The 26832-nt window shown below is 63.9% G+C and carries 23 protein-coding genes and 1 riboswitch; of the genes, 17 read left to right on the top strand and 6 right to left on the bottom strand.

Translation table 11 applies throughout. The annotated features are described in order from the left end of the window. Nucleotides 1–5 precede the first annotated feature (5 nt). The 7 genes from tolB to ftsH all read left to right on the top strand — a co-directional run bounded on the left by tolB (nucleotide 6) and on the right by ftsH (nucleotide 7264). Nucleotides 6–1316: a Tol-Pal system beta propeller repeat protein TolB gene (tolB, locus tag FJ443_RS04285; RefSeq protein ID WP_140493245.1), complete on the top strand. Its 1311-nt coding sequence runs from the start codon at nucleotides 6–8 to the stop codon at nucleotides 1314–1316. 168 nt (nucleotides 1317–1484) lie between these two features. Then, nucleotides 1485–1604 (top strand): hypothetical protein, encoded by a 120-nt coding sequence (locus tag FJ443_RS31920; RefSeq protein WP_246672549.1) that lies wholly within the window; start codon nucleotides 1485–1487, stop codon nucleotides 1602–1604. After that, nucleotides 1583–1726: a four helix bundle protein gene (locus FJ443_RS31925; protein WP_246675013.1), complete on the top strand. Its 144-nt coding sequence runs from the start codon at nucleotides 1583–1585 to the stop codon at nucleotides 1724–1726. The genes FJ443_RS31920 and FJ443_RS31925 overlap by 22 nt, the downstream gene beginning before the upstream one ends. A gap of 221 nt (nucleotides 1727–1947) precedes the next feature. Further along, complete coding sequence (pal, locus tag FJ443_RS04295) at nucleotides 1948–2454, top strand: peptidoglycan-associated lipoprotein Pal (protein ID WP_140493251.1); 507 nt, start codon at nucleotides 1948–1950, stop codon at nucleotides 2452–2454. Nucleotides 2455–2666: 212 nt separating this feature from the next. Next, nucleotides 2667–3788, top strand: coding sequence for a tol-pal system protein YbgF (ybgF, locus tag FJ443_RS04300; RefSeq protein WP_140662869.1), 1122 nt, complete (start codon nucleotides 2667–2669; stop codon nucleotides 3786–3788). A 58-nt stretch (nucleotides 3789–3846) separates the two neighbouring features. Next, nucleotides 3847–5205 (top strand): tRNA lysidine(34) synthetase TilS, encoded by a 1359-nt coding sequence (tilS, locus tag FJ443_RS04305; protein ID WP_140525052.1) that lies wholly within the window; start codon nucleotides 3847–3849, stop codon nucleotides 5203–5205. Between the two features lie 133 nt (nucleotides 5206–5338). Then, nucleotides 5339–7264, top strand: coding sequence for an ATP-dependent zinc metalloprotease FtsH (gene ftsH / locus FJ443_RS04310; protein WP_140493260.1), 1926 nt, complete (start codon nucleotides 5339–5341; stop codon nucleotides 7262–7264). A 484-nt stretch (nucleotides 7265–7748) separates the two neighbouring features. On the opposite strand, the gene FJ443_RS04315 is transcribed toward ftsH, so the two are convergent. Next, nucleotides 7749–8615: a hypothetical protein gene (locus tag FJ443_RS04315; RefSeq protein WP_140662871.1), complete on the bottom strand. Its 867-nt coding sequence runs from the start codon at nucleotides 8613–8615 to the stop codon at nucleotides 7749–7751. A gap of 368 nt (nucleotides 8616–8983) precedes the next feature. Here FJ443_RS04315 and glmM point away from each other — a divergent pair, with 368 nt between their 5' ends. The 5 genes from glmM (at nucleotide 8984) to serA (ending at nucleotide 15499) form a co-directional block, all read left to right on the top strand. Further along, nucleotides 8984–10336, top strand: coding sequence for a phosphoglucosamine mutase (gene glmM / locus FJ443_RS04320; RefSeq protein WP_140493266.1), 1353 nt, complete (start codon nucleotides 8984–8986; stop codon nucleotides 10334–10336). A 247-nt stretch (nucleotides 10337–10583) separates the two neighbouring features. Beyond that, complete coding sequence (locus FJ443_RS04325) at nucleotides 10584–11417, top strand: outer membrane protein (RefSeq protein WP_140662873.1); 834 nt, start codon at nucleotides 10584–10586, stop codon at nucleotides 11415–11417. Nucleotides 11418–11601: 184 nt separating this feature from the next. Beyond that, nucleotides 11602–12366, top strand: a complete 765-nt coding sequence (locus FJ443_RS04330) for an outer membrane protein (RefSeq protein WP_140662875.1) — start codon at nucleotides 11602–11604, stop codon at nucleotides 12364–12366. A gap of 202 nt (nucleotides 12367–12568) precedes the next feature. After that, the gene (locus FJ443_RS04335; RefSeq protein WP_140662877.1) at nucleotides 12569–13744 is read left to right on the top strand and encodes a phosphoserine transaminase; all 1176 of its coding nucleotides are present in this window, start codon (nucleotides 12569–12571) and stop codon (nucleotides 13742–13744) included. 156 nt (nucleotides 13745–13900) lie between these two features. Then, nucleotides 13901–15499 (top strand): phosphoglycerate dehydrogenase, encoded by a 1599-nt coding sequence (gene serA, locus FJ443_RS04340; RefSeq protein ID WP_140554925.1) that lies wholly within the window; start codon nucleotides 13901–13903, stop codon nucleotides 15497–15499. A gap of 141 nt (nucleotides 15500–15640) precedes the next feature. Here serA and FJ443_RS04345 read toward each other — a convergent pair whose 3' ends face one another. Then, on the bottom strand, nucleotides 15641–16543 hold the full coding sequence (locus FJ443_RS04345) for a DMT family transporter (RefSeq protein WP_140662879.1): 903 nt from the start codon (nucleotides 16541–16543) through the stop codon (nucleotides 15641–15643). Nucleotides 16544–16756: 213 nt separating this feature from the next. Here FJ443_RS04345 and FJ443_RS04350 point away from each other — a divergent pair, with 213 nt between their 5' ends. After that, nucleotides 16757–18055, top strand: coding sequence for an adenylosuccinate synthase (locus FJ443_RS04350; protein ID WP_140493285.1), 1299 nt, complete (start codon nucleotides 16757–16759; stop codon nucleotides 18053–18055). 74 nt (nucleotides 18056–18129) lie between these two features. Then, nucleotides 18130–19815 (top strand): hypothetical protein, encoded by a 1686-nt coding sequence (locus FJ443_RS04355; protein ID WP_140662881.1) that lies wholly within the window; start codon nucleotides 18130–18132, stop codon nucleotides 19813–19815. 17 nt (nucleotides 19816–19832) lie between these two features. On the opposite strand, the gene FJ443_RS04360 is transcribed toward FJ443_RS04355, so the two are convergent. Genes FJ443_RS04360 through FJ443_RS04375 form a run of 4 tightly spaced genes read right to left on the bottom strand, consistent with a single transcriptional unit; the run spans nucleotide 19833 to nucleotide 22895 of the window. After that, nucleotides 19833–20132 (bottom strand): CcdB family protein, encoded by a 300-nt coding sequence (locus FJ443_RS04360; RefSeq protein WP_140566879.1) that lies wholly within the window; start codon nucleotides 20130–20132, stop codon nucleotides 19833–19835. After that, nucleotides 20132–20374 carry a type II toxin-antitoxin system CcdA family antitoxin gene (locus FJ443_RS04365; RefSeq protein ID WP_140566882.1) on the bottom strand — a complete coding sequence of 81 codons (243 nt, stop codon included), beginning with the start codon at nucleotides 20372–20374 and terminating at the stop codon, nucleotides 20132–20134. The genes FJ443_RS04360 and FJ443_RS04365 overlap by 1 nt, the downstream gene beginning before the upstream one ends. Before the next feature lie 57 nt (nucleotides 20375–20431). Then, complete coding sequence (locus tag FJ443_RS04370; RefSeq protein WP_140662883.1) at nucleotides 20432–22249, bottom strand: ABC-F family ATP-binding cassette domain-containing protein; 1818 nt, start codon at nucleotides 22247–22249, stop codon at nucleotides 20432–20434. 1 nt (nucleotide 22250) lies between these two features. Beyond that, complete coding sequence (locus FJ443_RS04375) at nucleotides 22251–22895, bottom strand: thiamine diphosphokinase (RefSeq protein WP_140654780.1); 645 nt, start codon at nucleotides 22893–22895, stop codon at nucleotides 22251–22253. A gap of 88 nt (nucleotides 22896–22983) precedes the next feature. Next, nucleotides 22984–23099: riboswitch (TPP riboswitch) on the top strand. A 42-nt stretch (nucleotides 23100–23141) separates the two neighbouring features. Here FJ443_RS04375 and thiB point away from each other — a divergent pair. From thiB to thiQ, 3 genes are all read left to right on the top strand, one after another. Next, nucleotides 23142–24140, top strand: a complete 999-nt coding sequence (gene thiB / locus FJ443_RS04380; RefSeq protein ID WP_140554930.1) for a thiamine ABC transporter substrate binding subunit — start codon at nucleotides 23142–23144, stop codon at nucleotides 24138–24140. 237 nt (nucleotides 24141–24377) lie between these two features. Further along, complete coding sequence (gene thiP / locus FJ443_RS04390; protein WP_140662885.1) at nucleotides 24378–25991, top strand: thiamine/thiamine pyrophosphate ABC transporter permease; 1614 nt, start codon at nucleotides 24378–24380, stop codon at nucleotides 25989–25991. Beyond that, nucleotides 25991–26773, top strand: a complete 783-nt coding sequence (gene thiQ / locus FJ443_RS04395; RefSeq protein ID WP_140627990.1) for a thiamine ABC transporter ATP-binding protein — start codon at nucleotides 25991–25993, stop codon at nucleotides 26771–26773. The genes thiP and thiQ overlap by 1 nt, the downstream gene beginning before the upstream one ends. The last annotated feature ends 59 nt before the right edge of the window (nucleotides 26774–26832 follow it).

The following is a 26832-nucleotide window of genomic DNA, read 5'->3' on the forward strand; positions in this document are numbered from 1 at the left end:
AAGACATGAAATTCATCCTCAAGCCGCTCCTGATGGTCGCGACAATGGCGCTGGGCTCGATGGCCGGCGCCGTCATGCCTGCGTGGGCGCTCGTCGAGATCAACGTCAACAAGGGCAATGTCGAGCCGCTGCCGATCGCTATCACCGATTTCCAGTCGGGCGATGGGCTTGGCGCGCAGATTTCCGGCATCGTCACCGCCGACCTGAAGCGCTCGGGCCTGTTCGCACCGATCGACAAAAGCGCCTTCATTGAGAAGATCGCCAATCCTGACGCAGCGCCTCGCTTCGACGACTGGAAGGTGATCAATGCCCAGGCTCTGGTCACCGGCAGCGTCAGCAAGGAGGCCGACGGGCGCATCCGCGCGCAGTATCGGCTGTGGGACACGTTCGCGGGACAGCAGATGTCGGGCGAACAATTCTTCGCCAACGACGCCAATCAGCGACGCGTCGCTCACATCATCGCCGACGCCATCTACGAGCGGCTGACCGGCGAGAAGGGCTATTTCGACACGCGCGTCGTTTTCATCGACGAGTCCGGCGCCAAGAATGCGCGCAAGAAGCGCCTCGCCATCATGGACCAGGACGGCGCCAATGTGCGCTATCTCTCGGACGGCAGGGCGATCGTCTTGACGCCGCGCTTCTCGCCGAACCGGCAGGAAATCACCTACATGTCCTATGAGAGCGGCCAGCCGCGGGTGTATCTCCTGCAGATCGAGACCGGCCAGCGCGAACTGGTCGGCAATTTTCCGGGCATGACGTTTGCGCCGCGCTTTTCGCCGGATGGCCAGAAGGTGATCATGAGCCTGCTGCGCGACGACGGCAATTCCAACATCTTCGCCATGGACCTCAGGAGCCGCTCGACGACCCGGCTCACCAACTCGACCGCCATCGACACTTCGCCTTCCTATTCGCCCGACGGCAGCAAGGTGGTGTTCACCTCCGACCGCGGCGGACGCGCGCAGATCTATGTGATGGGCGCCGACGGTTCGGGCCAGACCCGCATCTCCTTCGGCGACGGGGTCTATTCGACGCCGGTGTGGTCGCCGCGCGGCGATCTCATCGCCTTCACCAAGCAGACCGGCGGCGAATTCCAGATCGGCGTTATGAAGACCGACGGTTCGGGCGAGCGCATCCTGTCATCCGGCTTCCAGCAGGAAGGACCGACCTGGGCGCCGAACGGCCGCGTGCTGATGTTCTTCCGCGATTCCGCCGGCGGCCCGAAACTGGTTTCTGTCGATCTCACCGGCCGCAACGAGCAGTCGATCCCGACCGCGAACTTTGCCTCCGATCCGGCCTGGTCGCCGCTGCTGGAGTGAGAGGAATTGGAGAAATGAAGAAATGAAGAATTGAGGGATGGAGAGAGAAGCGGGCTACATCAAGCGCGCGAAGGATTTGGATGTCTATAGGCACGCTTATGGGGTTTCCCTCGACGTCCACAAGGCCACGCTTGTTTTTCCGAAAAACAATACGCGTTGGCTGACCAAATGCGGCGATCCAGCAAGGCGATCTGTGCCAATCTGGCTGAAGGATTTGCCAAACAGACCCATTCCAGGCCCGATTTGCGCGTTTCATTTCGATGGCCATGGGATCATGCAGCGAAGTAGAGACGTGGATTTCGTATGCGTTCGACCTTGGCTACATCACCCACGCGCAGCGCGATGAATGGCTGCAATCCTATGTCCATATCTATGGAATGCTGGTGAATCTCAAGAAGAAGTTGAAATGACCCTTTTCCTCATTTCTTCAATTCCTCAATTCTCCATTTCCACCTCTTTGTCGCGTTTTGGCCGCATTTCCGCCTAGGGTCCGCGCCAACTGTGGCCCGGATCAAAGGGCTGCGGACGGGCGGCCTAAACCAAATTTTAACCGTGTTTCTTGAATGCCGGTTAACCCAAACGTGGTTACTGGGTGATCAACGAAATCACTCGAATGCGAAGGAGAGGCGGCATGAGCCGTATCGCAGCACTTACCAGAAATCCCGTCATGATCGCGCTGGTGGCGATGCTCGCCATTGCCGGTTGCGCTTCGAAGAAGACGCCCAACAGCGCCGCCGATCTCGGCCTCAACGGCGCCGGTGCCGCAACGCCCGGATCGGCGCAGGACTTCACCGTCAATATCGGCGACCGCATCTTCTTCGACACGGACTCCTCCTCGATCCGCGCCGACGCCCAGACGACGCTGTCGCGCCAGGCGCAGTGGCTGAACCAGTACAAGCAGTATGCGATCGTCGTTGAAGGCCATGCCGACGAACGCGGCACGCGCGAATACAATTTGGCGCTCGGTGCCCGCCGCGCCGCCGCCACGCGCGACTTCCTGGTCTCCAAGGGCGTCTCCGCCAACCGCCTGAAGACCATTTCCTACGGCAAGGAACGGCCGGTCGCGGTTTGCGACGACATCTCCTGCTGGTCGCAGAACCGCCGCGCGGTCACCACGCTCAGCGGCGCCGGCTCCTGACATTTTTCGCGCGTCGAGCGACGCGCGAAAAACACGACGGCAAAAATGCAACACAGGTTTGCGAAAGGCGGCTGAAAGGCCGCCTTTTTCATGTTTGGTCCCTTCAAACAAAATTTGGCCGAAGTCTCGCGTCCTGCTATGAGCCGAGGGCGCTTGGCTGGTCCCATACCGATTGGAAGGCGCGAACAAGCTAACGACACGGCGAGAGGCATATGCATTTGAGATCAGTTCTGAGCGGCACGCTTGCGCTGCTGCTCCTTTCAGGCGTCACCGCGATGGCGGGTGGCTTAGGGACTGATGGCACGGGACAGCCAGCCGACAGCGGCTTCTCGTTCCATCTGCCCAGCATCGAGTTGCCTGGCGTTTTCGGCGAAAAGAAGAAGTCGGACCAGGTTCAATTCGCGCAGCAGTCGACTGGCACAGGCGCCACCGGGCTCGAGGACCAACTGCGCCAGATGAACGGCAAGATCGAGGAACTGAACTTCCAGATCCTGCAAATGCAGGAGCAGATTCGCAAACAGCAGGAAGACAACGAGTTCCGCTTCCAGCAGCTCGAAGGCGGTACGCAGGGTGCGCAGCAGCCGGCCGGGCAGAAGAAGTCACAGGCCGCGCCCGCCGACAGCGATGACAGCGTGGCCGAGGCGCCGGCCACGCAACCGCCCGCGGAGGCCGACAATCGGGCAGCGGCCGGCCAGTCGGCTGGCGGCGGCCAGAGCGTCGAGGACGTCATCGTCGAATCCTCTGACGGTGATCCGGGCAAGGTGATCCCCGGAACGGGAGCGCCCGAAAAGACCTTCGGCAGCATCACCGTCGACAAGAACGGCAATGTGGTCGATGCCGGCGGCAGCACGCAGGCGACCGCACCGGCGCAGGATGTCGCTCCAGCCACCGGCGCTCCGGCCAAGAGCGGCAAGTCCGACGGCACGGTGGTTGCGGCGCTGCCTTCCACGAACGATCCCGAGGAGCTCTACCGCAACTCCTACCAGTTCATCCTTTCGGGCGACTACGGCACCGCCGAACAGGGCTTTCGCGACCACATCGCGCGTTTTCCCCGTGACGCGAAAACGGCGGATGCGCACTATTGGCTGGGCGAATCGCTGCTTGGCCAGCAGAAATACCGCGATGCCGCGGAGGTCTTCCTCGCCGCCAGCAAGGACTATCCCAAGGCCAAGAAGGCCCCCGACATGCTGCTGAAGCTCGGCGTGTCGCTGGTCGGCCTGAAGCAGCACGACGTGGCCTGCGCCACCTTCAGCGAGGTCGGCAAGCGCTACCCCGACATTTCCAACACGCTCAAGGAGCGCGTGAAGCAGGAAAAGGCCCTGGCGGCGTGCTAGCCCTTCTCCTGCCTGCCGTTGCCTTGCCGTCGGAGCCGTGTTCGGGCGACATGCATTGATGCTCGACACCGAGCCTGATCTTTCGAAAGACCTTTTTTCGCACATCGACTTTACCAGCGGCGCCGTTGCGGCCGTATCCGGCGGCAGCGACTCGACCGCCCTACTTCTCCTTCTCAAACGACATCTCGACCGAACCGCGCCGTCCGCGAAGCTGCTGGCGGTGACGATCGACCACGGTTTGCGGCAGGGCGCGGCGGCCGAAGCGGAAGCGGTGGCCAGGCTTTGCGCCGCGCACGCCATCGCGCACCGCATCGTCGCCTGGTCCGGACGCAAGCCGTCGACCGGGCTGCCGGCCGCCGCGCGGGAGGCTCGCTACCGGCTGCTGGCCGAGGCGGCGCGGGAGGAAGGCCTCGGTCTGATCGTGACCGGTCATACGGCGGACGACCAGGCCGAGACGGTGCTGATGCGGCTAGTCCGAGGCAAGGGCGCCCGCGAGGACGGGCGCGGCCTCGCCGGCATGGCACCGGTCACCTTGCACGACTGGCACGAATGGATCGTGCGGCCGCTCCTTGGCATTCGACGCTCGGCTTTGCGCAACTTCCTGCGGCGCGAGCATGTCGGCTGGGCCGAGGACCCGACCAATGCCGACGCGGCCTTCGAGCGACCGCGCATGCGCGCGGCACTGGCCGGCGCTGACGGTGCGCAGCGCATCGATGACGCATTGACGCTGGCGGCGCGCGAGAGCGAGGCGCGCAGCCGGCTTGGCATCCGCGCCGCGGATTTAATCGCGCGCTTCGCCAGCCAGCCGGCGCCGGGTCTTGTCCGCCTCGATCCGACCCTGCTTTCGGCCGGCGACGATCCGGCGGCCGTCTATGCGCTGCGCATCCTCCTCGCCATAAGCGGGGGCGTTGCGTTTCTGCCGGACCAGGCGCGATGCGAGGCGCTGTTCGGTAGGCTGAAGGCTGGATTTCTTTGCGCCACATTGTCGCGGACGGTGGTCGATTCCAGGCGCGCCGGCATCTTTCTGCGCCGCGAGACGCGAGGCTTGCCGCCTGTGGTCGCGGCCACCGGCGGGCTGCTCTGGGACGGCCGCCGGAACATCACGTTGGACGACGGCGGCAGTGCATTGTTGATCGCGCCGTTCGGGGCAGCGGCGGCGAAGCGTCTGGCAATCGCGGAAGGCGAGACGCCGCGCAGCCTCGTGCGCGCCGCCCTGGCCTGCGAGCCGGCATCGCGGCAAGCCGTTGAAAACCCTGGCCTGCCTCAGGGTGGGCAGGCGTCGCCGGGGTTCACGGCACAGGCCGTCGTCGCCCCCTTTGTCCGTTTCCTGCCGTCCTTCGACCTGGCGCCGGCGCGGGTCGTCGCCGAATTGATCGGCGCACCGTTGCTTCCCGCGCCGCCTTTCAAGCGGCCATAGCGCCGGTCGGTCATGGGCGAAAGCTTAACCCACACGTGCTGTTCTGCTTGGCAAGGGGGGGCGCTCTCCCTATGTTAGGCTCAAGTTTCCTCTCACGACGCGTGTCCGCCCGCGGACGCCAACGGGACAATTGATGAATCCGAACTATCGCAACCTCGCGCTCTGGGCGATCATAGCGGTCCTGCTCATCGCCCTCTTCAATCTGTTCCAGACGCCGCAGACGCGTGGGGCTTCGAGCGATGTACCTTATTCGCAGTTCCTGCAGGATGTCGCGGCGGGCCGGGTCAAGACGGTGACCATCGCCGGCGCCCGCATCTCCGGCACCTACACCGACAATTCGAGCGGCTTCCAGACCTATTCGCCCGGCGATCCGTCGCTGGTCTCGCGGCTGCAGGACAAGAACGTTACCATCAATGCGCGGCCGGAGACCGACGGTTCAAACTCGCTGTTCGGTTACCTGATCTCGTGGCTGCCGATGATCCTGATCCTCGGCGTATGGATATTCTTCATGCGCCAGATGCAGTCCGGCTCCGGTCGTGCCATGGGCTTTGGCAAGTCGAAGGCCAAGCTTCTGACCGAGGCGCATGGCCGCGTCACCTTCCAGGACGTCGCCGGCGTCGACGAGGCCAAGGAAGACCTGGAGGAGATCGTCGAGTTCCTGCGCGATCCGCAGAAATTCCAGCGGCTCGGCGGCAAGATCCCGCGCGGCGTGCTCTTGGTCGGCCCTCCGGGAACCGGCAAGACGCTGCTCGCCCGCTCGGTCGCCGGCGAGGCCAACGTGCCGTTCTTCACCATTTCGGGTTCGGACTTCGTCGAGATGTTCGTCGGCGTCGGCGCCAGCCGCGTGCGCGACATGTTCGACCAGGCCAAGAAGAACGCGCCCTGCATCATCTTCATCGACGAAATCGACGCGGTCGGCCGTCACCGCGGCGCGGGTCTCGGCGGCGGTAATGATGAGCGCGAGCAGACGCTGAATCAGCTGCTGGTCGAGATGGACGGCTTCGAGTCCAACGAAAGCATCATCCTGATCGCCGCCACCAACCGGCCCGACGTGCTCGACCCGGCGCTGCTGAGGCCCGGCCGTTTCGACCGCCAGGTGGTGGTGCCGAACCCCGACATCGTCGGACGCGAGAAGATCCTGAAAGTGCATGTGCGCAACGTGCCGCTGGCGCCCAATGTCGACCTCAAGGTCGTCTCCCGCGGCACGCCGGGCTTCTCCGGCGCCGATCTGATGAACCTCGTCAACGAGGCCGCCCTGATGGCGGCGCGGCGTAACAAGCGCCTCGTGACCATGGCCGAGTTCGAGGACGCCAAGGACAAGATCATGATGGGCGCCGAGCGCCGCTCCTCGGCCATGACCCAGGCCGAGAAGGAGTTGACCGCCTATCACGAGGCCGGTCACGCCATACTGGCGCTCAACGTGCCGTCGGCCGATCCGCTGCACAAGGCGACAATCATTCCGCGCGGCCGCGCGCTCGGCATGGTCATGCAGTTGCCGGAAGGCGACCGCTATTCGATGAGCTACAAGTACATGATCTCACGGCTTGCCATCATGATGGGCGGCCGCGTCGCCGAGGAGTTCAAGTTCGGCAAGGAGAACATCACGTCGGGCGCTTCCTCCGATATCGAGCAGGCGACCAAGCTGGCGCGCGCCATGGTCACGCGCTGGGGCTTTTCCGACAAGCTCGGCCATGTCGCTTATGGCGACAACCAGGAGGAAGTGTTCCTCGGCCATTCGGTGGCGCGCACGCAGAACATCTCGGAAGAAACCGCGCAGATCATCGACGCCGAGGTGCGGCGCCTGATCGACGAGGCCTATTCGACCGCGAGGTCGGTGCTGACCAAGAAGAAGAAGGAATGGATCGCGCTGGCGCAGGGCCTGCTCGAATACGAGACGCTGTCGGGCGACGAGATCAAGCAGCTGATCGCCGGCGAGAAGCCCGCGCGCGATCTCGGCGACGACACGCCGCCGAGCCGTGGTTCGGCCGTGCCGAAGTCGGGCCGCCGCAAAAAGGGTCCCGAGCCCGAGGGCGGCATGGAACCGCAGCCGTCGAGCTGAACTCGGCCAAGAACAAATTGAGAAACGCCGCGGTTCGACCGCGGCGTTTTTGTTTGGGGCAGGCTGCTGAGTTTCTCCGTGGCCTGCGCCTGCAAGGTTGGTTAGGCGATTGGCGGAAGCCGGCGTGGCAGCAGCCAATCTTCCCACTTTGTGGAAGATGCCGGGCAGCTCAGCGGGGGCAGCGTCCGCCGACAAATCGAGTTAGGCCTTCCGGGCTGCGGGGGAGGATCTCTCTTGCCGTTCGACGATTCCTCGAGCCACCCCCGCCCAGCTTTTCGTGAATGCGAGGCAACCTGGCCGGGAGCAGGCAACGATCCTTCGTGCCCCTCTGGCCTGCCGGCAATCTCCTCTACGAGGGAGATTGCAGCGTCGCGACAACGCGCCTCTCATCAGCACAGCGGGGATCCCTGCTGAAGCCGCGGGCAAAAAAGGCCCGCGAACCTTGCGGTTCGCGGACCTTACTTTCCTCAAATAGTGCTGTCGCTCAGCTCTTCAGCTTGGCATTGCACAGGCTGTAGAAGCCGCCGCCCTTCTGGATCCACTTCAAGCCGCCAAGCGTGTTGGCGTCCTTGTTGGCATAGTACTGCTGGAGGCAGGTATGCATGCGGGCCTTGGCCGGGGTTTCGGTGGCGAATTTCGGCGAGATTGCGGTCGGGAAACTCACGCCCTTCGGCGCAGCGACAGTCGGCTTTGCCGGCTCCTTGGTGTAGGTCGCCTCTGTTGGAGCCGGGACGGTGTCATCGTCCGAGGCGCTGGCGCCGCATTCGGCCTTCCGGAAGTCGTTCCACTTCATGCCGTTGAGCGTATTGGCGGTCTTGGCAGCCTGGTACTTGCTGCTGCAGTCGGCCATGCTCAGGCCCTTGCCCGAGCTGTCGGTCGCCGCAGCCGTGGTCGCCGCCTTGGTGGTCGCCGGTTTGGTGGCGGCGGCAGCGGATGCGCCGGCGGCAGCGGACGCGCCGGTGGCGCATTCGCTCTTGCGGAAGTCGTTCCACTTCATGCCGTTGAGCGTGCCGGCGGCCTTGGCCGCCTGGTACTTGGTGCTGCATTCCTTTGCGGTCAGGCCTTTGGCTCCGTCGTCGGCGGCGGCCGCAGCCTTGGTCGCCTTGGCCGGCTTCGTATCGGCCGCCTTGGTGTCCGCTGCCTTGGCGTCGGGCTTGGCTGTCGCGGCGGCATCAGTGCTGCACTGCGCCTTGCGGAACTGGTTCCAGGTCTGGCCGGCAAGTGTCCCCGCGTCCTTGGCCACGTTATACTTCGTGCTGCACTCGGCCATCGTCAGCGCGTTGGCTGGCGCGGCCAGGAATAACGTCGCGACCGCAAGGCCGGTCAAAGTGGCAAGTCGGTGGATGAGCATAGCGTTTCTCCGTTGCAGCAGCCCATTATACGTCCCAGCAAATCAATAACGCTCAACGGTCGGTTGCGCCAGATGCTAAGTGGCGTATACATCGCCGAAACCCGGCTTCTGCCGGCAAGGTGATGAAATCGTTGCCTGTTGCCGGCTGGAAGACAAGAATTTGTGGGTAAATCCATGTCGAATGGTCCACAGGCATGGTATATTGTGGCGAGGCAGCGCCATCACGCTAGGTTGCGCCAGTCTGTGTGCAATGCACAACAAGGGTTTTCTAAAGGATTGGTAACAGATAATCACGAAATGTGATCGTAGTGCGCCGGCCAATTATGGCATGACGTACCGGGCAAGAACCACCGGGGACACTGACTAGCATGGCAGGAAATTATTTCGGCACGGACGGTATTCGCGGGCGCGCCAACAAGTTTCCAATGACGGCGGAAATCGCGATGAGGGTCGGCATGGCGGCCGGCCTGTCCTTCCAGCGCGGCAGCCATCGTCACCGTGTGGTGCTCGGCAAGGACACCAGACTTTCCGGCTACATGATCGAGAACGCCATGGTGGCGGGCCTCTGCGCCGCCGGCATGGACGTGTTCCTGCTCGGCCCCATCCCGACGCCGGCGGTCGCCATGTTGGTGCGTTCGCTGCGCGCCGATATCGGCGTCATGATCTCGGCCTCGCACAATCCTTATTACGACAATGGCATCAAGCTGTTCGGTCCCGACGGCTACAAGCTCTCCGACGAGATCGAAGAGCGCATCGAGAGCATGCTGGACAAGGATATCGAACTGGCACTCGCCGATTCCGACGGGCTTGGTCGCGCCAAGCGCGTCGATGGCGTGCATGATCGCTACATCGAGTTTGCAAAGCGCACCTTGCCGCGTTCGATGTCGCTTTCAGGTTTGAGGATCGTCGTCGATTGCGCCAATGGCGCCGCCTACAAGGTTGCCCCCGAGGCGCTTTGGGAGCTGGGCGCCGAAGTGGTGGCCATCAATGTCGAGCCCAACGGCTTCAACATCAACAAGGAATGCGGCTCGACCCATCCGGCAGGCCTGCAGAAGAAAGTGCACGAGGTGCGCGCCGACATCGGCATCGCGCTCGACGGCGATGCCGACCGTGTCGTCATCGTTGACGAGAACGGCGCGATCGTCGACGGCGACCAGATCATGGCAATGATCGCCGAGTCCTGGCACCAGAGCGGGCGGCTTGCCGGCGGTGGCGTCGTTTCGACGGTCATGTCCAATCTCGGCCTCGAACGCTTCCTCGGCGACATGAAGCTGCAATTGCACCGCACCAAGGTCGGCGACCGCTATGTCGTCGAGCATATGCGCGCGCACGGGCTCAATGTCGGCGGCGAGCAGTCGGGCCACATCGTGCTGTCGGACTTCTCGACCACGGGCGACGGCCTGGTTTCGGCGCTGCAGGTGCTGGCCTGCATCAAGCGGCAGGGCCGGCCGGTCAGCGAATTGTCGAAGAAGTTCGAGCCGGTGCCGCAACTCCTCAAGAACGTCCGCATCGCCGGCGGCAAGCCGCTCGAGGAAGCTCCGGTCAAGGCTGCGATCGAGGACGCCCGTCAACGCCTCGGCAAGGCGGGGCGGCTCGTCATCCGGCCGTCCGGCACCGAGCCGCTGATCCGCGTCATGGCCGAGGGCGACGACCCGCAGCTGGTCGAGGCCGTCGTCAACGACATCGTCGAGGTCATCTCGGAAACACGCAGCGCCGCCTGATCTCAGGTGCATTCGGAGGGCCGACGCCGCTCTGATTGCTTAGAAGCCCGCCCGTCCGGCGGGCTTTTGTTTGCCTGCGAAACTGGCTTGAGACACGTGGAACCATCCGAATTCCTCAAATGCTCGAGATTCGTGGTTAATAGACAGGGTTAAATGCCTTTTAACCTTTGCAATTCATTATCCACGCCTGAAAGCCAATCTCATTCGGACGCGACCGCTGTTCCGAGGGTTTCTAGGGGTGACAAGCATGTTCAATACAGCAAGAAAGGCCCTGTTCGCCGCGCTGTTCGCGGGCCTGGTATGGCCGGTGTTCGCGGCCGACCTTCCGGAGCCGGTGGTCGAAGAGGCGCCGCCGCCGGTATACGAGCAGCCAGTCGATGTCGGCGGCTGGTACATTCGCGGCGATCTCGACTACCACAAGTCGAAAGTGCGCGGCATCGACTACACGACCTACACCATCGATCCCTGTAATTGTAACGTCATTCCCGGCGACAGGAGCTTCGATTTCGGCAAGCTCAAGGGCGGCTTCTCGCTCGGCGCCGGCGTCGGCTACAAGATCAACGATCATTTTCGTACGGATTTGACCGCCGATTACTGGTTCAAGTCGAACTTCGACGGCGGAACCTCGGACGCTTTCTCGACGTCGACCGAAGTGTCGAAAATGAGCGCCTTGCTGCTGCTGGCCAACGCCTATGTCGATCTCGGCACCTATCACGGCATCACGCCCTATGTCGGCGCCGGCATCGGCGGCGCGCATGTCAGATGGGACGATGTCAGGGACCCGAACACCACCGAGTTCAACCCCGGTGCGAAAAGCTGGCGCTTTGCCTACGCGCTCATGGCCGGCGCTTCCTACTGCCTGACCGACAAGCTGATCCTGGACGCGGGCTATCGCTACAGCCACATCCAGGGTGGCCGCATGTTCGAGTGGGATATCAGCAGCGCCGGGCCGGGCTTCGACCGCGGCATCGACACGCATGAGGTGCGCGGCGGCCTGCGGTACCAGTTCGGCGGCAACAACGGTTGCGCCGCGCCGACGGTGGCCTATCAGCCCGAACCCGAGCCGATCTACACCAAGTAACATCCGACCATCCAACGGTCCGAAACCGCCCGGCATCAGCCGGGCGGTTTTCGCTTGTCTGGCTGCCCGAAAATCATTCGCTAACGCTCTGTTAGCCTTAACCCCGACTTAACCACTATGGTTAACAATGCTTCCTGAAACGATGGCTGCCGTCTGGTGGCGCCGAAATCGGGAGCAGGGGATCATGAAACTCACATCGCGTATGGCGCCGGTGCTTGCCACATTCGCCATCATGCCGCTGACGCCTGCGCTGGCCGCCGACTATGATCCCCCGGTCTATGTCGACCAGGCGCCCGACTACGTGCCGGTCGAGGTCGGCTCGGGCTGGTATCTGCGCGGCGATGTCTCCTACCTGGTAGAGAAGAGCTTCAAGAATGAGGATTTCGCCTTCACGCCGGCGAGCTTCGACAACGAGGAAGACCCGGTCTTCGCCAGCATCGGCTTCGGCTACCACTTCAACGATTATCTGCGTGCCGATCTCAATCTGGGTTACCTGCCCGGCAACAAGATCGGCATTGGCTATGACGATTCAGCGACCGCGGCAGAGGCGACCCTGGCGTCGGCGTCCCTGAAGAACTATGCCTTTTCAGGCATGCTCAACGGCTATGTCGACCTTGGAACCTATGTCGGCATAACACCCTATCTCGGCGCCGGCATCGGCATCGTCAGGAGCACGCACAAGCTCTCGGCGAGCTATTTCACCGACGATGGCGATCCAACCGACGACTTCGGACTGAGTGACGACAAGACCAGGTATTCCTTCGCTTACACGCTGAATGCCGGCCTTGCCTATCAGGTGTCGAAGAATGTTTCCGTCGATCTCGGCTATCAGTATTTCTCGGCGCCCGACGCCGAATATGTGACGGCCGAGAGCCTGACCTCGTTTCCGGTCCACAAGGGAATCAGCAATCATCAGGTTAAGCTCGGGCTACGCTACGATCTCTGGTAGTAGGCTGGCATACATGAACCCTGGCGGCGGATCTCTTCGGTCCGCCGTTTGCGTTTGAAGCTCACGAGATCCTGATCGCGGATCGCCGATATCCTGCCCGCGACAAAAACTTTCCCCTTGACGCCCGAAGCCCGAGCGCATATCGCCGTCCGTGGGCCACCCCTCCCCAACGAGGGGCCACTATCTGGAAGGATAGACCACGATGACGACGCATACGAAGCCCGGATTCCGTCCGGCAAACCCCAATTTTTCCTCAGGTCCCTGCGCGAAACGTCCCGGCTGGTCGGTCGAGGCGCTGAAAGCTGCCGCGCTCGGCCGTTCCCATCGCGCCAAGATCGGCAAGACCAAGCTCGAACAGGCGATCGCGCTGACGCGCGAAATTCTCCAGGTTCCTGCCGACTACCGCATCGGCATCGTGCCGGCGTCCGACACAGGCGCCGTCGAGATGGCGCTTTGGTCGCTGCTGGGCGAGCGCGGCGTCGACATGGTCGCCTGGGAGAGTTTCGGCTCCGGCTGGATCACCGACGTGGTCAAGCAGTTGAAGCTTGCCGATGTGCGCAAGCTCGAGGCCGGTTACGGCGAACTGCCGGATCTCGGCAAGATCGATTTCGACCGCGACGTGGTCTTCACCTGGAACGGCACGACCTCGGGCGTGCGCGTGCCGAACGGCGATTTCATCCCGGCCGATCGCAAGGGTCTGACCATCTGCGACGCGACATCGGCCGCCTTCGCGCAGAAGCTCGACTTCGAGAAACTCGATGTCGTGACCTTCTCCTGGCAGAAGGTGCTGGGCGGCGAAGGCGCGCATGGCATGCTGATCCTGTCGCCCCGCGCCGTCGAGCGGCTGGAGAGCTATAAGCCTGCATGGCCGCTGCCGAAGATCTTCCGCCTGACCTCGGGCGGCAAATTGATCGAAGGCATCTTCAAGGGCGAAACCATCAACACGCCGTCGATGCTGTGCGTCGAGGACTATCTCGACGCGCTCAGCTGGGCGGAATCGATCGGCGGCCTCGATGCGCTGGTCGCCAGGGCCGACGCCAACGCGGCCGTGCTCGACCGTTTCGTCGCGAAATCCTCCTGGCTTGGCCATCTCGCCGTAGAGCCGGCGACGCGGTCGAACACGTCCGTCTGCCTGTCCTTCACCGACGGACAAGTCGCTGCACTCGACGCCGACGCACAGGCGGCCTTCGCCAAGGGTCTGGTTTCAGCGCTCGACAAGGAAGGTGTCGCCTATGACATCGGTTCCTATCGCGACGCGCCGCCTGGCCTGCGCATCTGGTGCGGCGCAACGGTCGAGACCTCCGATCTCGAAGCTCTGCTGCCCTGGCTCGACTGGGCCTTCGCCGGCCAGAAGGCGTCGCTGAAAGCGGCGGCCTGAAACTCAACAGTTATTTTCTGGAACAGCCCTCATCCGGCCGCTTCGCGGCCACCTTCTCCCACAAGGGGAGAAAGATCGGCGCCTGACCTTCTCCCCCGTGGAGAAGGTGCCTGAGCGAAGCGAAGGCGGGTGGGGTAAGCAACAAGGACCAATCCCATGCCTCGCGTTCTCGTCTCGGATAAACTTTCCACCACCGCTGTTCAGATCTTTAGGGATCGCGGCGTCGAGGTCGACTATCTTCCAGATCTCGGCAAGGACAAGGAGAAGCTGCTTGAAGTAATTGACCAGTATGACGGCCTCGCCATCCGCTCGGCGACCAAGGTTACCGAGAAGCTGATCAATGCCGCCACCAGGCTCAAGGTCGTCGGCCGGGCCGGCATCGGCGTCGACAATGTCGACATACCGGCGGCCAGCCGCAAGGGCATTATCGTGATGAACACGCCGTTCGGCAATTCGATCACGACAGCCGAGCATGCGGTAGCGATGATCTTCGCGCTCGCCCGCCAGATCCCGGAAGCCAACGCCTCGACGCATGCAGGCAAATGGGAAAAGAACCGCTTCATGGGCGTCGAGATCACCGGCAAGACGCTCGGCGTCATCGGCTGCGGCAATATCGGCTCGATCGTCGCCACGCGCGGCGTCGGCCTGAAGATGCATGTCGTCGCCTTCGATCCGTTCCTGTCGGACAAACGCGCCGAGGAACTCGGCGTCGACAAGGTTGAACTGGACGAGCTCTTCGCCCGCGCGGACTTCATCACGCTGCACACGCCGTTGACCGACAAGACGCGCAACATCATCGATGCCGCCGCGATCGCCAAAATGAAGGACGGCGTGCGCATCATCAACTGCGCCCGTGGCGGGCTGGTCGTCGAAGCCGACCTGGTGGCGGCGCTGAAGAGCGGCAAGGTGGCCGGCGCCGGCATCGACGTGTTCGAGGCCGAGCCGGCCGAACAGAACGCATTGTTCGGCATGGAGAATGTGGTGGCCACCCCCCATCTCGGTGCCTCGACGGCGGAAGCACAGGAGAACGTCGCGCTGCAGGTCGCCGAACAGATGGCCGACTATCTGATCAAGGGCGCCGTCTCCAACGCCATCAACATGCCGTCGATCACCGCGGAGGAAGCGCCGCGGCTCAAGCCCTTCGTCAAGCTCGCCGAAGTGCTTGGCGCCTTTGTCGGCCAGGTCACCGAGGACCCGATCAAGGAGGTGGAAATCCTGTTCGACGGCTCGACCGCGACGATGAATACGCGCGCGCTGATCAGCGCGGCCCTTGCCGGGCTGATCAGGCCGCAGGTAGCAGACGTCAACATGGTGTCGGCGCCGATCATGGTGAAGGAGCGCGGCATCATCGTCGCCGAGGTCAAGCGCGACAAATCGGGCGTGTTCGACGGCTATATCAAGCTGACGGTCAAGACCGAGCATATGACGCGCTCGATCGCCGGCACCTGTTTTTCCGACGGCAAGCCGCGCTTCATACAGATCAAGGGCATCAATCTCGATGCCGAGGTCGGCCAGCACATGCTCTATACGACCAATGCCGACGCGCCGGGCATTATCGGCCTGCTCGGCACGGTGTGCGGCGAGAACGGCGTCAACATCGCCAACTTCCAGCTCGGCCGCAACCGGCCAGGGGGCGATGCCATCGCGCTGCTCTATCTCGACGCACCGTTCCCGGAAAAAGTGCTGGAGCAGGTGCGGGCGCACAAATCGATCGATTCGGCCAAGCGGCTACAGTTCGACGTCGGCAGCGTGTAGGGCTTGTCTGCTGGGGCAATGCCGCCCCGGCAGTCTCGTCCGACGACGTGGCGGCGGTGCGCAAGGAATTGCAGTAGTCCTGCGAATTGCCGGGCGAGCCGACGCTCTCCTCAAGGCTGACGATCGGGGCGCGAAGCGAGTTTACTGGCGCCTCGGCATGGCTGCCTTGCGGCCGCTATATTCGGCAAGCGCGATGCCGCCCAGCACGAGGACGAGCGCCAACGCCTGGTAGAGCTGGAATGTCTCGCCGACGATCAGCACCGAAAGCAGGGTGCCGAAGATCGGCACCAGGTTGATGAACAGGCCGGCCCGGTTGGCGCCGATCAGCTCATTGCCCCTGATGTAGAATATCTGCGAGACGACCGAGGCGCCGATCGCGGTATAGACGATCACCGCCCAGCCGCGCGCGTCGGGAACGATGACCTTGCCGGCCGCGATTTCCCATAGGAAGAACGGCAGCGAGGTGACCAGCGCGGCGAGCGACATAGCCAGCATCAGGCTCTGCCATTGCATGGCAGGCTTGAGCCGCAACCCGACCGAATAGCCGCTGTAGAGGATGACCGCGACCAGCATGATGCCGTCGCCGAAATTGAGCTCCAATGTCAACAGCCGGCGCGGATCACCGTGGCAGGCGGTCAGGATGACGCCGAAGATCGTCAGTACCACGCCGCCGATCTGCGCCCAGTTCACGCGCAGGCGGAAGAAGATGAAATTGGCTACGATGATCAGGATAGGCATCGCCGCCTGCTCGATCGAAACGTTGATCGCGGTCGTGTAATTGAGCGCCGTATAGAAGATCGTGTTGAACAAGGTGAAGCCGCTGGCGCCAAGCGCGGCGAGCACGAACCAGTGCCTGCGCACCACGGGCCAATCTCTTTTCAGCGCATTCCAGCCGATCGGCAGCAGGATCGCCACCGCCAACACCCAGCGCAGGAAGACCAGCGTCATCGGTGAGACGTGATCGACCGCCAGCTTGCCGGCCACCGAGTTGCCGCCCCACAGCAAGGTGGTGAGCAGCAGGAACATGTAGGCGCTTCGGTGCATGGCGGGTCGCAGCGGGAAGAGGTGAATGGGGCGTGCCCGCCGGCCTATTGCCCGCGCCTGGACAAGTAAATGATGTCAAAGCTGAAAATTGTTGTGCCTCAGTCCATTTTCGGCGGCAAAGAAAGGTCGCATCGGCCTGCTCTTGACGTTATAGAGGCCTGTCGTTTCGAACCGTATCCAAGCCGCGCGGCGGCGCCTCGAAGGAAAAGAAACATGGCCAATGTGGTGGTCGTCGGCTCGCAATGGGGTGACGAAGGCAAGGGCAAGATCGTCGACTGGCTGTCGGAGCGCGCCGATGTCGTGGTGCGTTTCCAGGGCGGCCACAATGCCGGCCACACGCTGGTCGTCGACGGCAAGGTCTACAAGCTGTCGCTGTTGCCGTCGGGCGTCGTGCGGCAGGGCAAGCTGTCCATCATTGGCAATGGCGTCGTCTTCGATCCGCACGCATTCGTCGCCGAAGTGGCGAAGCTCAAGGGGCAAGGCGTCGAGGTAACGCCGGAGCGCCTGAAAATAGCCGAAAACACAGCGCTTATCCTGTCCCTGCACCGGGAACTGGACGGCTTCCGCGAGGACGCCGCCTCAAATTCCGGGACCAAGATTGGCACGACCCGCCGCGGTATCGGCCCCGCCTATGAGGACAAGGTGGGCCGGCGCGCGGTGCGGGTGATGGATCTGGCGGATTTGGAAACACTACCCTTGAAGGTCGACAGGCTGTTGACGCATCACAATGCACTGCGTCGCGGCCTTGGCCATGCCGAAGCCACGCATGACGCGGTCATGCAAGAGCTGACCTCGGTCGCCGGCGAAATCCTGCCCTACATGGACCGGGTCTGGAAGGTGCTCGACGACAAGCGCCGGGCCGGCGAGCGCATCCTGTTCGAGGGCGCGCAAGGCACGCTGCTCGACATCGATCATGGCACCTATCCGTTTGTCACCTCGTCCAACACCGTCGCCGGCCAGGCGGCAGCCGGTGCCGGCGTGGGCCCGGGCGCCATCGGCTATGTGCTTGGCATCACCAAGGCCTATACGACGCGCGTCGGCGAAGGTCCGTTCCCGACCGAGCAGCAGAACGAGATCGGTGAATTCCTCGGCACGCGCGGCCATGAATTCGGCGTCGTCACCGGCCGCAAGCGCCGCTGCGGCTGGTTCGACGCGGTGCTGGTGCGCCAGGCCGTCGCCGTCAACGGCATCAAGGGCATCGCCCTGACCAAGCTCGATGTGCTTGACGGGCTGGACGAGATCAAGGTCTGTACCGGCTACCGCCTCGACGGCGAGACGATCGACTATCTACCCGCCAGCCAGGGCGCGCAGGCCCGCGTCGAGCCAATCTACGAGACGCTGGAGGGGTGGAAAGGCACCACCGCCGGCGCGCGCAGCTGGAACGACCTTCCGGCCCAGGCCGTCAAATATGTCCGCCATATCGAGGAGTTGATCGGCGCGCCGGTCGCGCTCCTCTCCACCAGCCCGGAACGGGACGACACGATACTTGTGACCGATCCGTTTCAAGACTAGTTTCTCAAGCCTTTCCGGGCGTTACGGCTGATTTGCGGAGGCCGGTCCGGAGCACAATACAGGTCGACTGACGCATGGCGAAAGATTTCGTTTCTGCTCTGAGGGATACGATAAACAATTTTGGCGATCCTACGCCGGAGCTGCGGGCCAAAGTCTACGACAAAGCGCGCTCGACGATTGCAAAGAAGATTGCCGAGCGCGAGCCGCCGCTTTCGCCGTCGGAAGCCGAAAGGCAGAAGCGCGGCCTGGAAGACGCCATATCGAGACTCGAGCGCGAATATGCCAAAAGCGTGCCGGAGACCGATCCGCTTGCCGAACTGGAGCACATATTTTCCTCCATCGATCGCAACAAGAACCAGTCGAACCATACCAAACAGCCGGTAAAGGCGGAGCCGGCCTGGCCGGCAGCGCCTGCCTCGAAGGCTGAACCCTACAAGCCGCCGCCCCCCGCTCCGGAGCCCGACATCTCCAGGCCTGCATCGCCCGCCGCCGAGGTCGAGCCGAACTGGCAAAAGCCCGTACCGGTGCAGCCGGCCCCGGAGTTCGACGACAGGGCTCAGCCTGGCATGGATGTGGGTCAGGACGACGAGCATGCCGATGTCTTTGCGAGCGACGAAGAGGCTGCGGCCGCCGAAACTTTCCAGCGCTTGCGTCCGGCTGAACGCAAGCGCAGCTATGGCGGGCTGATTGCCGCTGCCGTTGCGTTGCTGGTCATTGCCGGCGGCGGCTATGGCATCTGGCTGAACAAGGATGCCTTCGGCAAGATGCTGGGTCTGGGCGGCGGCAGCAAGGTCGTGACGACCGAGCCGGTCAAATCGACACCCGCCAAGCCGGCGAGCGATGCGGCGGCAACGCCCCCGGCACCTGCGGCTAGCGGTGCCGAGCCCGAAGGGACACCGAAGTTCACTCAAAGACTAACACCGCAAGGAAGCGAGGTCGATCCTGGCCCGGCCGGCGGACAGAGCGGTGTGGGCGAGGGCGAGTCCGTCGCGGCGCTGACGACGCCGCCTTCAGCCACGACCGCCCCGGCTTTGTCGGCTCCGGCAGAAGGCACGCCGGCCGCAGGCGCGCCCGCCGGGACCACGCCCCCTGCACCGGGCGCTGCGCCGGCGGCGCCACCCGCCAATGGGACCGCACCCGCGGCGCCGGCTGACAACGCCGCCACGCCGCCCTCGCCTGCCGGTGCGCCGACGCAAACCTCTCTGCCGGTCGGCCAGAAGGCGATCTTCTATGAGGAGCGCACCAGCACCGCGCAGGGTTCGGCCGAGCCGGGCAACATCGTCTGGTCGCTGGTGCAGGAATCGCCCGGCGGCGACCTGCCGCCTGAGCCGGCGATCCGCGCCGAGGCGACCATTCCCGGCAAGGACATCCAGTTGCGCATGACCATCCGCCGCAACACTGACCAGACGCTGCCGGCCAGCCACATCATCGAGATGATCTTCCTGACGCCCGACGGTTTCGAAGGCGGCGGCGTCGACAACATCCTGCGCGTGGCCATGAAGAGTTCCGAGCAGGATGCCGGCAGCCCGCTGATCGGCATTCCGGCCAAGATCGCCGACGGCTTCTTCCTCGTCGCGCTCAACGATACCAAGGCCGACGAGGACGCCAATCTGACCTTGCTTCGGGGACAGGACTGGATCGACGTGCCGGTCGTCTACAAGACCGGACGACGAGCGTTGCTGACGATGGAAAAAGGCATTCCCGGCGAGAAGGTGTTCGACGAGGCGATCAAGGCTTGGCAGGCGAAGACGGCGGGCTGAGATAAAGTCGACTTCGGTCAGAAACCTTGGAACAGCATGTCGATTGCGGCGACGATGTCGTCGTGATGCCTGGAGAGATTCCCCTCGGCATCCAGCAATTCGGAGGCCGTCAAGGCCGACATGAACTGGGTGACCATTACATGATCCTTGCCATCTATGGGGAAGGTCGGGTTCAGTCGGCGGCCAGGAACCGGGGCTATATCAGGCGGCATCAGTGGAATGACCACTCTCGTGCTCAGCCGCTCAAGAAGGTCGGACTGGACATCGAGAAGATAACCGTTGCCGTCGCTATTCCGATAAAGATCGTAGCGTGCCATCAAAACAGCCGGCGTTTGGCCAATGGCAACCCGTTACGCTCGACATAAGCGTTCGAGCTTTCGATCGCTTCCTTGTTCTCTTCTTGCCACCGACGCGTTTTTTCCACCGCGATGGCCTTCGCGATACCTGCCTCGGCGGCGCGGGAGAGATTGATGCCCAACGCCTTGGCGTCGTTGATCAGCTGAGCGTCAATGGATGTGTTGACCGACTTTCGCTGAGGCTTTGGCGTCGATTGAAGCACGGAGAAAGCCCTATTTTATGCGCATAATATAGACGCATAACGTAGCGCATGCAATGCTCACCCCTCCATTTCCTCGCGCAACATCTCCAGTTCGAGCCACTCTTCCTCCAGTGCCGCCAGCGTCGCGCGCTCCTTGTCGAGGGCGGCGATGGTCTTCTGGAACGAGGCCGGATCGCGCTCGTAATAGGCCGGATCGGCGATGTTGTTCTCCAGCCGCGAGATCGAGGCTGTCACCGCCTCGATCTTCTTGGGCAGCGATTCCAGCGCGAATTTCTGCTTGAACGAGAGTTTTTTTGCCGGGGCTTTGGCGGTGGGGCTGTCCGCCTTCGCCGTCGGCGCCTCGCTTGCATCCGCCTTCGCCCGCGCCTTGCGGTCGTCGAGCCTGGTGCCGCCGCGCTGCGCCAGCATGTCGGAATAGCCGCCGGCATATTCGACCCAGCGGCCGCCGCCGTCCGGCGCGATCACGCTGGTCACGGTGCGGTCGAGGAAATCGCGGTCGTGGCTGACCAGGATGACCGTACCGGCAAAGCCGGCGACCAGTTCCTGCAGCAACTCCAGCGTCTCCATGTCGAGATCGTTGGTGGGCTCGTCGAGCACCAGAAGGTTGGCCGGCCGCGCCAGCACACGCGCCAGGATCAGCCTCGCGCGTTCGCCGCCGGACAGCTCGCGCACCGGCGTGCGCGCCTGTTCCGGTTTGAACAGGAAATCCTTCATGTAGGAGACGACGTGGCGCTGCTCGCCATTGATGACAAGGTTCTCGCCGCGCCCGTCGGTGAGATACTGAGCCAGCGTCTCCTGCGGATCGACCGCCTCGCGCTTCTGGTCGAGCGTGGCGATCTCCAGATTGGTGCCGAGCCGCACCGAACCGGCATCCGGCTGCAATTCTCCGGTCAGCATCTTCAGAAGCGTCGTCTTGCCGGCGCCGTTCGGCCCGACGAGGCCGACGCGATCGCCGCGTTGGATGCGGGTCGAGAACCCCTTGACCACGGTGAGGTCGCCAAAGCTCTTCTCGATGTTCCTGGCTTCGGTCACCAGCTTGCCGGATTCGGCGGCGTCGCTGGCCACCATGGTCGCGGTGCCTTCGGCGCCGCGATGGCCGCGAAAACGCTGGCGCATGGTCTGCAATTCGCCCAGGCGGCGCATGTTGCGCTTGCGCCGCGCCGTCACGCCATAGCGCAGCCAGTGTTCCTCGCGCACGATCTGGCGGCCGAGCTTGTGCTGTTCGCGCTCTTCTTCCTCAAGCACCTGGTCGCGCCATTCCTCGAAATGGCCGAAGCCCTTATCCAGCCGGCGCGTCTGGCCCCGGTCGAGCCACACGGTGGCGCGCGAGACGCGCTCGAGGAAACGGCGGTCGTGCGAGATGACGATGAGGGCCGAGGAGGTGCGGACGAGCTCCTCTTCCAGCCATTCGATCACCGAGAGATCGAGGTGGTTGGTCGGCTCATCGAGCAGCAGGATATCGGGCTCCGGCGCCATGACGCGGGCAAGGGCGGCGCGCCTGGCCTCGCCGCCGGAGAGGTCGCCCGGCTGCTCCTCGCCCGAGAGGCCGAGGTGCTCCATCAGGTAGCTGGCGCGATAAGGATCGTCGGCGGGACCGAGGCCGGCCTCGACATAGGCGCGCACGGTTGCGAAGCCGTCCATGTCGGGCATTTGCGGCAGATAGCGGACGGTCGCCGATGGCTGGCGGAACACCTCGCCGTCCTGCGGCTCGATCAGGCCGGCGGCGATCTTGAGCAGCGTCGACTTGCCGGACCCGTTGCGGCCGACCAGCGCGATCTTGTCGCCGGCCGACGCAGCCAAGTCGGCGCCGTCGAGCAGCGGCGTGCCGCCGAAGGTCAGTTTTATTCCGTCGAGATTGAGAACAGGCGGCGCCATGTCAGCTTTCTGGCAAGGGATAGGGATGGGCGAGCAGCAGCGCGCGCCCCGCTCCCAGCGCGATCTCGAGCCTGCCCTTGACCTCATTAGAGATGGTCAGCGACGAGCCGAACGCGACCTTGACGCGGTCAAGCGGCCATTTCGCGCCGGCGACGGTCAGCCCGGCAAGCTCGGAAAAACCCAGGATCGAGAACAGGGTGCCGTCGGCATAGTCGAAGCGGGCCGTGCCGTGCGCCAGGGGCACGGCTTCCTGCGCGCCGCTGGTCAACAGCACCTTTGTCCCGGCCCCGGCCAGCCGCAGGGCGAGCGCCATGTGCAGGAAGGCATGGTCGGCGCGCTTGCCGCCGAAGGCGCCGGCGAGCACGAGGCTGGTCGCGCCGCGCTCCAGGGCGGCCGATATCGCGAGTTCTCCATCGGTGGCGTCCTTCTCTGCCGGGAAGGTCCGGCGCGGCACGGCGGCCAACTCATCCGGCAGGCCGGCGGGCACGGAATCGAAATCGCCGACCCACAGTTCCGGCACAAGGCCGAGCGTGCTTGCATGGCCGATGCCGGCATCGGCGGCGACGACGCGGGTTCCCTCGACCTGACGGTCGAGCCGTGGCGTGCGGATGAGATCGCCGCCAAGCAGGATGGTGAATGTGCTCATATCGTGTGGCCCTTACCAGCCCGGCAGCGGAAACGGAAGGCCGGCAAACAGCCACTTGCGCGGTTCACCGGCCGGGCCTATGTGTCGAGGCGCTCTAACGGGGTGCCGGACGCGATATTTCGCGGACCGGCTGAGAGGCAGTCTCGCCAACCCGCTGAACCTGATCCGGTTTGTACCGGCGGAGGGATTAGACGTTTCGGACAGTCCGACGCCTCAATTCCTTTAACCCGAACGAAGGAGGCGCCGATGCGCACGCTTTTATACGCCCTTGTCTCTGCAATGGTCGTGGTTCTGTCCGGGCCGGCCTTAGCCAAGGACAAGCTCACCGTCTACACTTATGAGAGCTTTACCGCCGACTGGGGCCCCGGCCCGGTGGTGAAGAAGGAATTCGAGGCCGAATGCGGCTGCGATGTCGACTTCGTCTCGGTTGCCGACGGCGTCGCGCTGCTCAACCGCGTCAAGCTGGAAGGGGCCGCGACCAAGGCCGACATCGTGCTTGGCCTCGACACCAATCTCACCGCCGATGCCAAGGCCACTGGCCTGTTTGCGCCGCATGGCGCCGTGACCGGGCTCAATGTGCCGGGCGGCTGGAACGACGACATCTTTGTCCCGTACGACTATGGCTATTTCGCCGTCGTCTATGACACGCAGAAGCTGAAGACGCCGCCCAAGAGCCTGAAGGAATTGGTCGAGGGCAGTGCCGACGACAAGATCGTTATCCAGGATCCGCGCACCTCGACGCCGGGCCTCGGCCTGCTGTTGTGGGTGAAGTCGGTCTATGGCGACAAGGCGCCGGAGGCCTGGGCCAAGCTCAAGGCGAAGGTCTTGACCGTGACGCCGGGCTGGAGCGAGGCCTACGGCCTGTTCACCAAGGGCGAGGCGCCGATGGTGCTGTCCTACACGACCTCGCCCGCCTACCACATGGTTGCCGAGAACACCGAGCGCTACCAGGCCGCTTCCTTCGAGGAGGGCGAGTATCTGCAGATCGAGGTCGCCGGCATCACCACGACGGGAGCCAAAAATCCGCTGGCGGAAAAGTTCATCGCCTTCATGACCGGGCCGAAATTCCAGGATGCCATCCCCGAGACCAACTGGATGTTCCCGGCCGGCAAGACCGACAAGCCGCTCAATCCGGCCTTCGACAGACTGGTCAAACCGACCAAAACCTTGCTGTTCAGTCCCGAGGAGGTCGCGGCCAACCGCAAGGCATGGGTGGATGAATGGCTGGCGGTGATGAGCAAGTAGTTTGGTCGTATGATCGGATGATGAGTGCTCTACAGCGCCCCCCACTGTCCTGCCGGACATCTCCCCCACGAGGGGGGAGATTGGCCGTCACGACGGCTTTCGCCAATTGGCGACGTCACAGGAGAGGGTGGAGCGCTGAAGCAGCCAATCTCTCCCCAAGTGGGGGAGATGTCCGGCAGGACAGAGGGGGGCGCGAAGGAACGCGACGCTCGCTAAAGGTCCTTTGGGTGGCGCAGCGTGCAGCGCGCGTCTGACCCCCGCATCTCCGCCGGTATCCTCGCGCTTGCGGCGATCGGGCTCCTGATCGGCGGCGCGTTTGCGGGTCTTCTTTTCGAAGGCGCGAACGATTTCTCCGGAGCCTGGGCAGCCTTCGATCCTTATCTCCTGCGCGTCGTGCGCTTTACGTTGTGGCAGGCGGCGCTTTCGACGCTGTTGTCGGTGGCGCCGGCCCTGTTCGTGGCTCGCGCGCTGTCGCGGCATCCGCGCTTTCCCGGCCGCGGCTTCATCCTCCAGCTCTTCGCCCTGCCGTTGGCGCTGCCGGCGATCGTGGCGGCGCTCGGCATCCTGGCGCTCTATGGCCGCGCCGGCTATTTCGCCGGCTTTCTTGGTGCCGTCGGCGGTTACAATTGGCCGGGCATCTATGGCCTCTCCGGCATCCTCGTTGCTCATGTCTTCTTCAACCTGCCGCTGGCCACGCGGCTGTTCCTCGAAGCGCTGCAAACCATCCAAGCCGACCAATGGCGGCTGGCGAGCCAGCTCGGCATGGGTGCCGCACCGGCTTTCCGGCTGATCGAGTGGCCGACACTGCGCGCCGCTCTGCCGGGCGTCGCCGGCCTGGTGTTCATGCTCTGCATCACATCCTTCACGATCGTGCTGACGCTGGGCGGTGGCCCCGGCGCGACGACGCTGGAGGTCGGCATCTACCAGGCTCTGCGTTTCGATTTCGATCCCGCGCGGGCGGTGGCGCTGACGCTGCTGCAGATCGCGCTGACCTTTGTCGCGGTGCTGGCGTTGACGCGGCTCGGCGCCAACACCACCGGTGACGCCAATCTGCCGGTGGCGCCGCGCCGCTACGTCTCGGCCGGCAGGACCGAGGCCGCGCTGAATGCCGCGCTCGTCGTGCTGGCCCTTTTGTTCGTCGCCGGGCCGATGACGGCGACGGTGATGTCAGGCCTCGGCGCCGACCTCGGTCGTCTCGCCGGCGAAGCGGCGGTGCGGCAGGCGACGCTGACCAGCGCCGTGCTGGCTTTCCTGTCGGCGCTGCTGTCGGTTGCGCTGTCGCTTTCGCTCGCCATGGCGCGCCGCGTGCTGGCCCTGAAGCGCCGCTCCGGTCCGCGGACCGTGCTCGAACACGCCACCGACACCGGTGCCGGCTTCGTCCTGGTCGTGCCGCCCATCGTCATCGGCGCCGGCTGGTTCCTTCTGCTGCGCCATGTCGGCGATGTCTTTGCCATAGCCCCGGTCATGGTCGTCACTGTCAATGCAGTCATGGCGATGCCTTTCGCCATCCGTGCCATCCGCCCCGCCTATGATGCGGCGAGCGAGCGCCATGAGCGGCTCTGCGCGCTTCTGGGAATAGCGGGCTGGGCCCGGTTGCGGCTGGTCGACTGGCCCTCGCTGCGACGGCCGCTGGCCACCGCTTTCGCGTTTGCCATGGCGCTGTCGCTTGGCGATCTCGGCGTCATCGCATTGTTCGGCAGTGATTCCGTGCAGACCTTGCCCTACCTTCTCCTGGCGCGCATGGGCAGCTACCGTACCGAGGACGCCGCCGGCCTGGCGCTGCTGCTCGGTCTGGTCTGCCTTGCGCTTGTGGTGGCGGCGAGCGGGCTGGGAAGGGGAGAACGAGACTGATGGCTGCGGGCGCCACCAATGGTGCGACAAGGGGAGCCGAGGTGCGGCTGGACACGGTCTCGTTCAGCTACGGCGACGCGCCGCTCGTTTTCGATGTCGATTTCGCCGCGTCGAAAATTACCGCCATCATGGGGCCGAGCGGCTCGGGCAAGTCGACGCTGCTCAATCTGGTGGCGGGCTTCGAGACGCCGCAGGCTGGCCGCGTGCTGATCGGCGGCGCCGATGTCGGCGCGGCGCCGCCTTCGGCGCGGCCGGTGTCGATGGTGTTCCAGGAAAACAATCTTTTTGCCCATCTTTCGGTCGAAGAGAATGTCGGGCTCGGCCGCTCGCCCTCGCTGCGGCTGACCGAGGCCGACCGCGCTGACATCGCGGAGGCGATCGCGCGCACCGGCCTCGCGGGCAAGGAAAGACGCCTGCCGCGCGAACTTTCGGGAGGCGAACGCCAGCGTGTCGCATTGGCGCGCGTGCTGGTTCGCAACCGCCCGGTGCTTCTTCTGGACGAGCCTTTCGCTTCACTCGGACCGGCCTTGCGCGACGACATGCTCGATCTTGTCGCCGACGTGCATGCCGAGCGGGGCATGACGCTGCTGTTCGTCACGCATCAGCCACAGGACGCACGCCGTATTTGTGAGGAGGTGGTGTTCCTCGACAACGGCATGGTTGCCGCCAAGGGCAAGGCGGATGATTTCTTTGCCGGGGCTGGTCCTGAAGTTTTCCGGCGCTATGTTGGCACAAGCGCCTGGGAGGCTGGATCACGAGATATTGCCCGGAAGCGGACATAATTTACGCTCAAACCGGCTCCTGGCGACGGGGCGATTGCTTGCCATGACAGAGGTAGTGT

The sequence above is a fragment of the Mesorhizobium sp. B2-6-1 genome (assembly GCF_006440475.1).
Taxonomy (GTDB): Bacteria; Pseudomonadota; Alphaproteobacteria; order Rhizobiales; family Rhizobiaceae; genus Mesorhizobium.

What these genes read in the sequence shown, in the direction of transcription:
- tolB (WP_140493245.1), top strand. Translation starts at nt 6, where the DNA reads ATGAAATTCATCCTCAAGCCGCTCCTGATGGTCGCGACAATGGCGCTG.
- FJ443_RS31920 (WP_246672549.1), top strand. Translation starts at nt 1,485, where the DNA reads ATGCGGCGATCCAGCAAGGCGATCTGTGCCAATCTGGCTGAAGGATTT.
- FJ443_RS31925 (WP_246675013.1), top strand. Translation starts at nt 1,583, where the DNA reads ATGGGATCATGCAGCGAAGTAGAGACGTGGATTTCGTATGCGTTCGAC.
- pal (WP_140493251.1), top strand. Translation starts at nt 1,948, where the DNA reads ATGAGCCGTATCGCAGCACTTACCAGAAATCCCGTCATGATCGCGCTG.
- ybgF (WP_140662869.1), top strand. Translation starts at nt 2,667, where the DNA reads ATGCATTTGAGATCAGTTCTGAGCGGCACGCTTGCGCTGCTGCTCCTT.
- tilS (WP_140525052.1), top strand. Translation starts at nt 3,847, where the DNA reads ATGCTCGACACCGAGCCTGATCTTTCGAAAGACCTTTTTTCGCACATC.
- ftsH (WP_140493260.1), top strand. Translation starts at nt 5,339, where the DNA reads ATGAATCCGAACTATCGCAACCTCGCGCTCTGGGCGATCATAGCGGTC.
- FJ443_RS04315 (WP_140662871.1), bottom strand. Translation starts at nt 8,615, where the DNA reads ATGCTCATCCACCGACTTGCCACTTTGACCGGCCTTGCGGTCGCGACG.
- glmM (WP_140493266.1), top strand. Translation starts at nt 8,984, where the DNA reads ATGGCAGGAAATTATTTCGGCACGGACGGTATTCGCGGGCGCGCCAAC.
- FJ443_RS04325 (WP_140662873.1), top strand. Translation starts at nt 10,584, where the DNA reads ATGTTCAATACAGCAAGAAAGGCCCTGTTCGCCGCGCTGTTCGCGGGC.
- FJ443_RS04330 (WP_140662875.1), top strand. Translation starts at nt 11,602, where the DNA reads ATGAAACTCACATCGCGTATGGCGCCGGTGCTTGCCACATTCGCCATC.
- FJ443_RS04335 (WP_140662877.1), top strand. Translation starts at nt 12,569, where the DNA reads ATGACGACGCATACGAAGCCCGGATTCCGTCCGGCAAACCCCAATTTT.
- serA (WP_140554925.1), top strand. Translation starts at nt 13,901, where the DNA reads ATGCCTCGCGTTCTCGTCTCGGATAAACTTTCCACCACCGCTGTTCAG.
- FJ443_RS04345 (WP_140662879.1), bottom strand. Translation starts at nt 16,543, where the DNA reads ATGCACCGAAGCGCCTACATGTTCCTGCTGCTCACCACCTTGCTGTGG.
- FJ443_RS04350 (WP_140493285.1), top strand. Translation starts at nt 16,757, where the DNA reads ATGGCCAATGTGGTGGTCGTCGGCTCGCAATGGGGTGACGAAGGCAAG.
- FJ443_RS04355 (WP_140662881.1), top strand. Translation starts at nt 18,130, where the DNA reads ATGGCGAAAGATTTCGTTTCTGCTCTGAGGGATACGATAAACAATTTT.
- FJ443_RS04360 (WP_140566879.1), bottom strand. Translation starts at nt 20,132, where the DNA reads ATGGCACGCTACGATCTTTATCGGAATAGCGACGGCAACGGTTATCTT.
- FJ443_RS04370 (WP_140662883.1), bottom strand. Translation starts at nt 22,249, where the DNA reads ATGGCGCCGCCTGTTCTCAATCTCGACGGAATAAAACTGACCTTCGGC.
- FJ443_RS04375 (WP_140654780.1), bottom strand. Translation starts at nt 22,895, where the DNA reads ATGAGCACATTCACCATCCTGCTTGGCGGCGATCTCATCCGCACGCCA.
- thiB (WP_140554930.1), top strand. Translation starts at nt 23,142, where the DNA reads ATGCGCACGCTTTTATACGCCCTTGTCTCTGCAATGGTCGTGGTTCTG.
- thiQ (WP_140627990.1), top strand. Translation starts at nt 25,991, where the DNA reads ATGGCTGCGGGCGCCACCAATGGTGCGACAAGGGGAGCCGAGGTGCGG.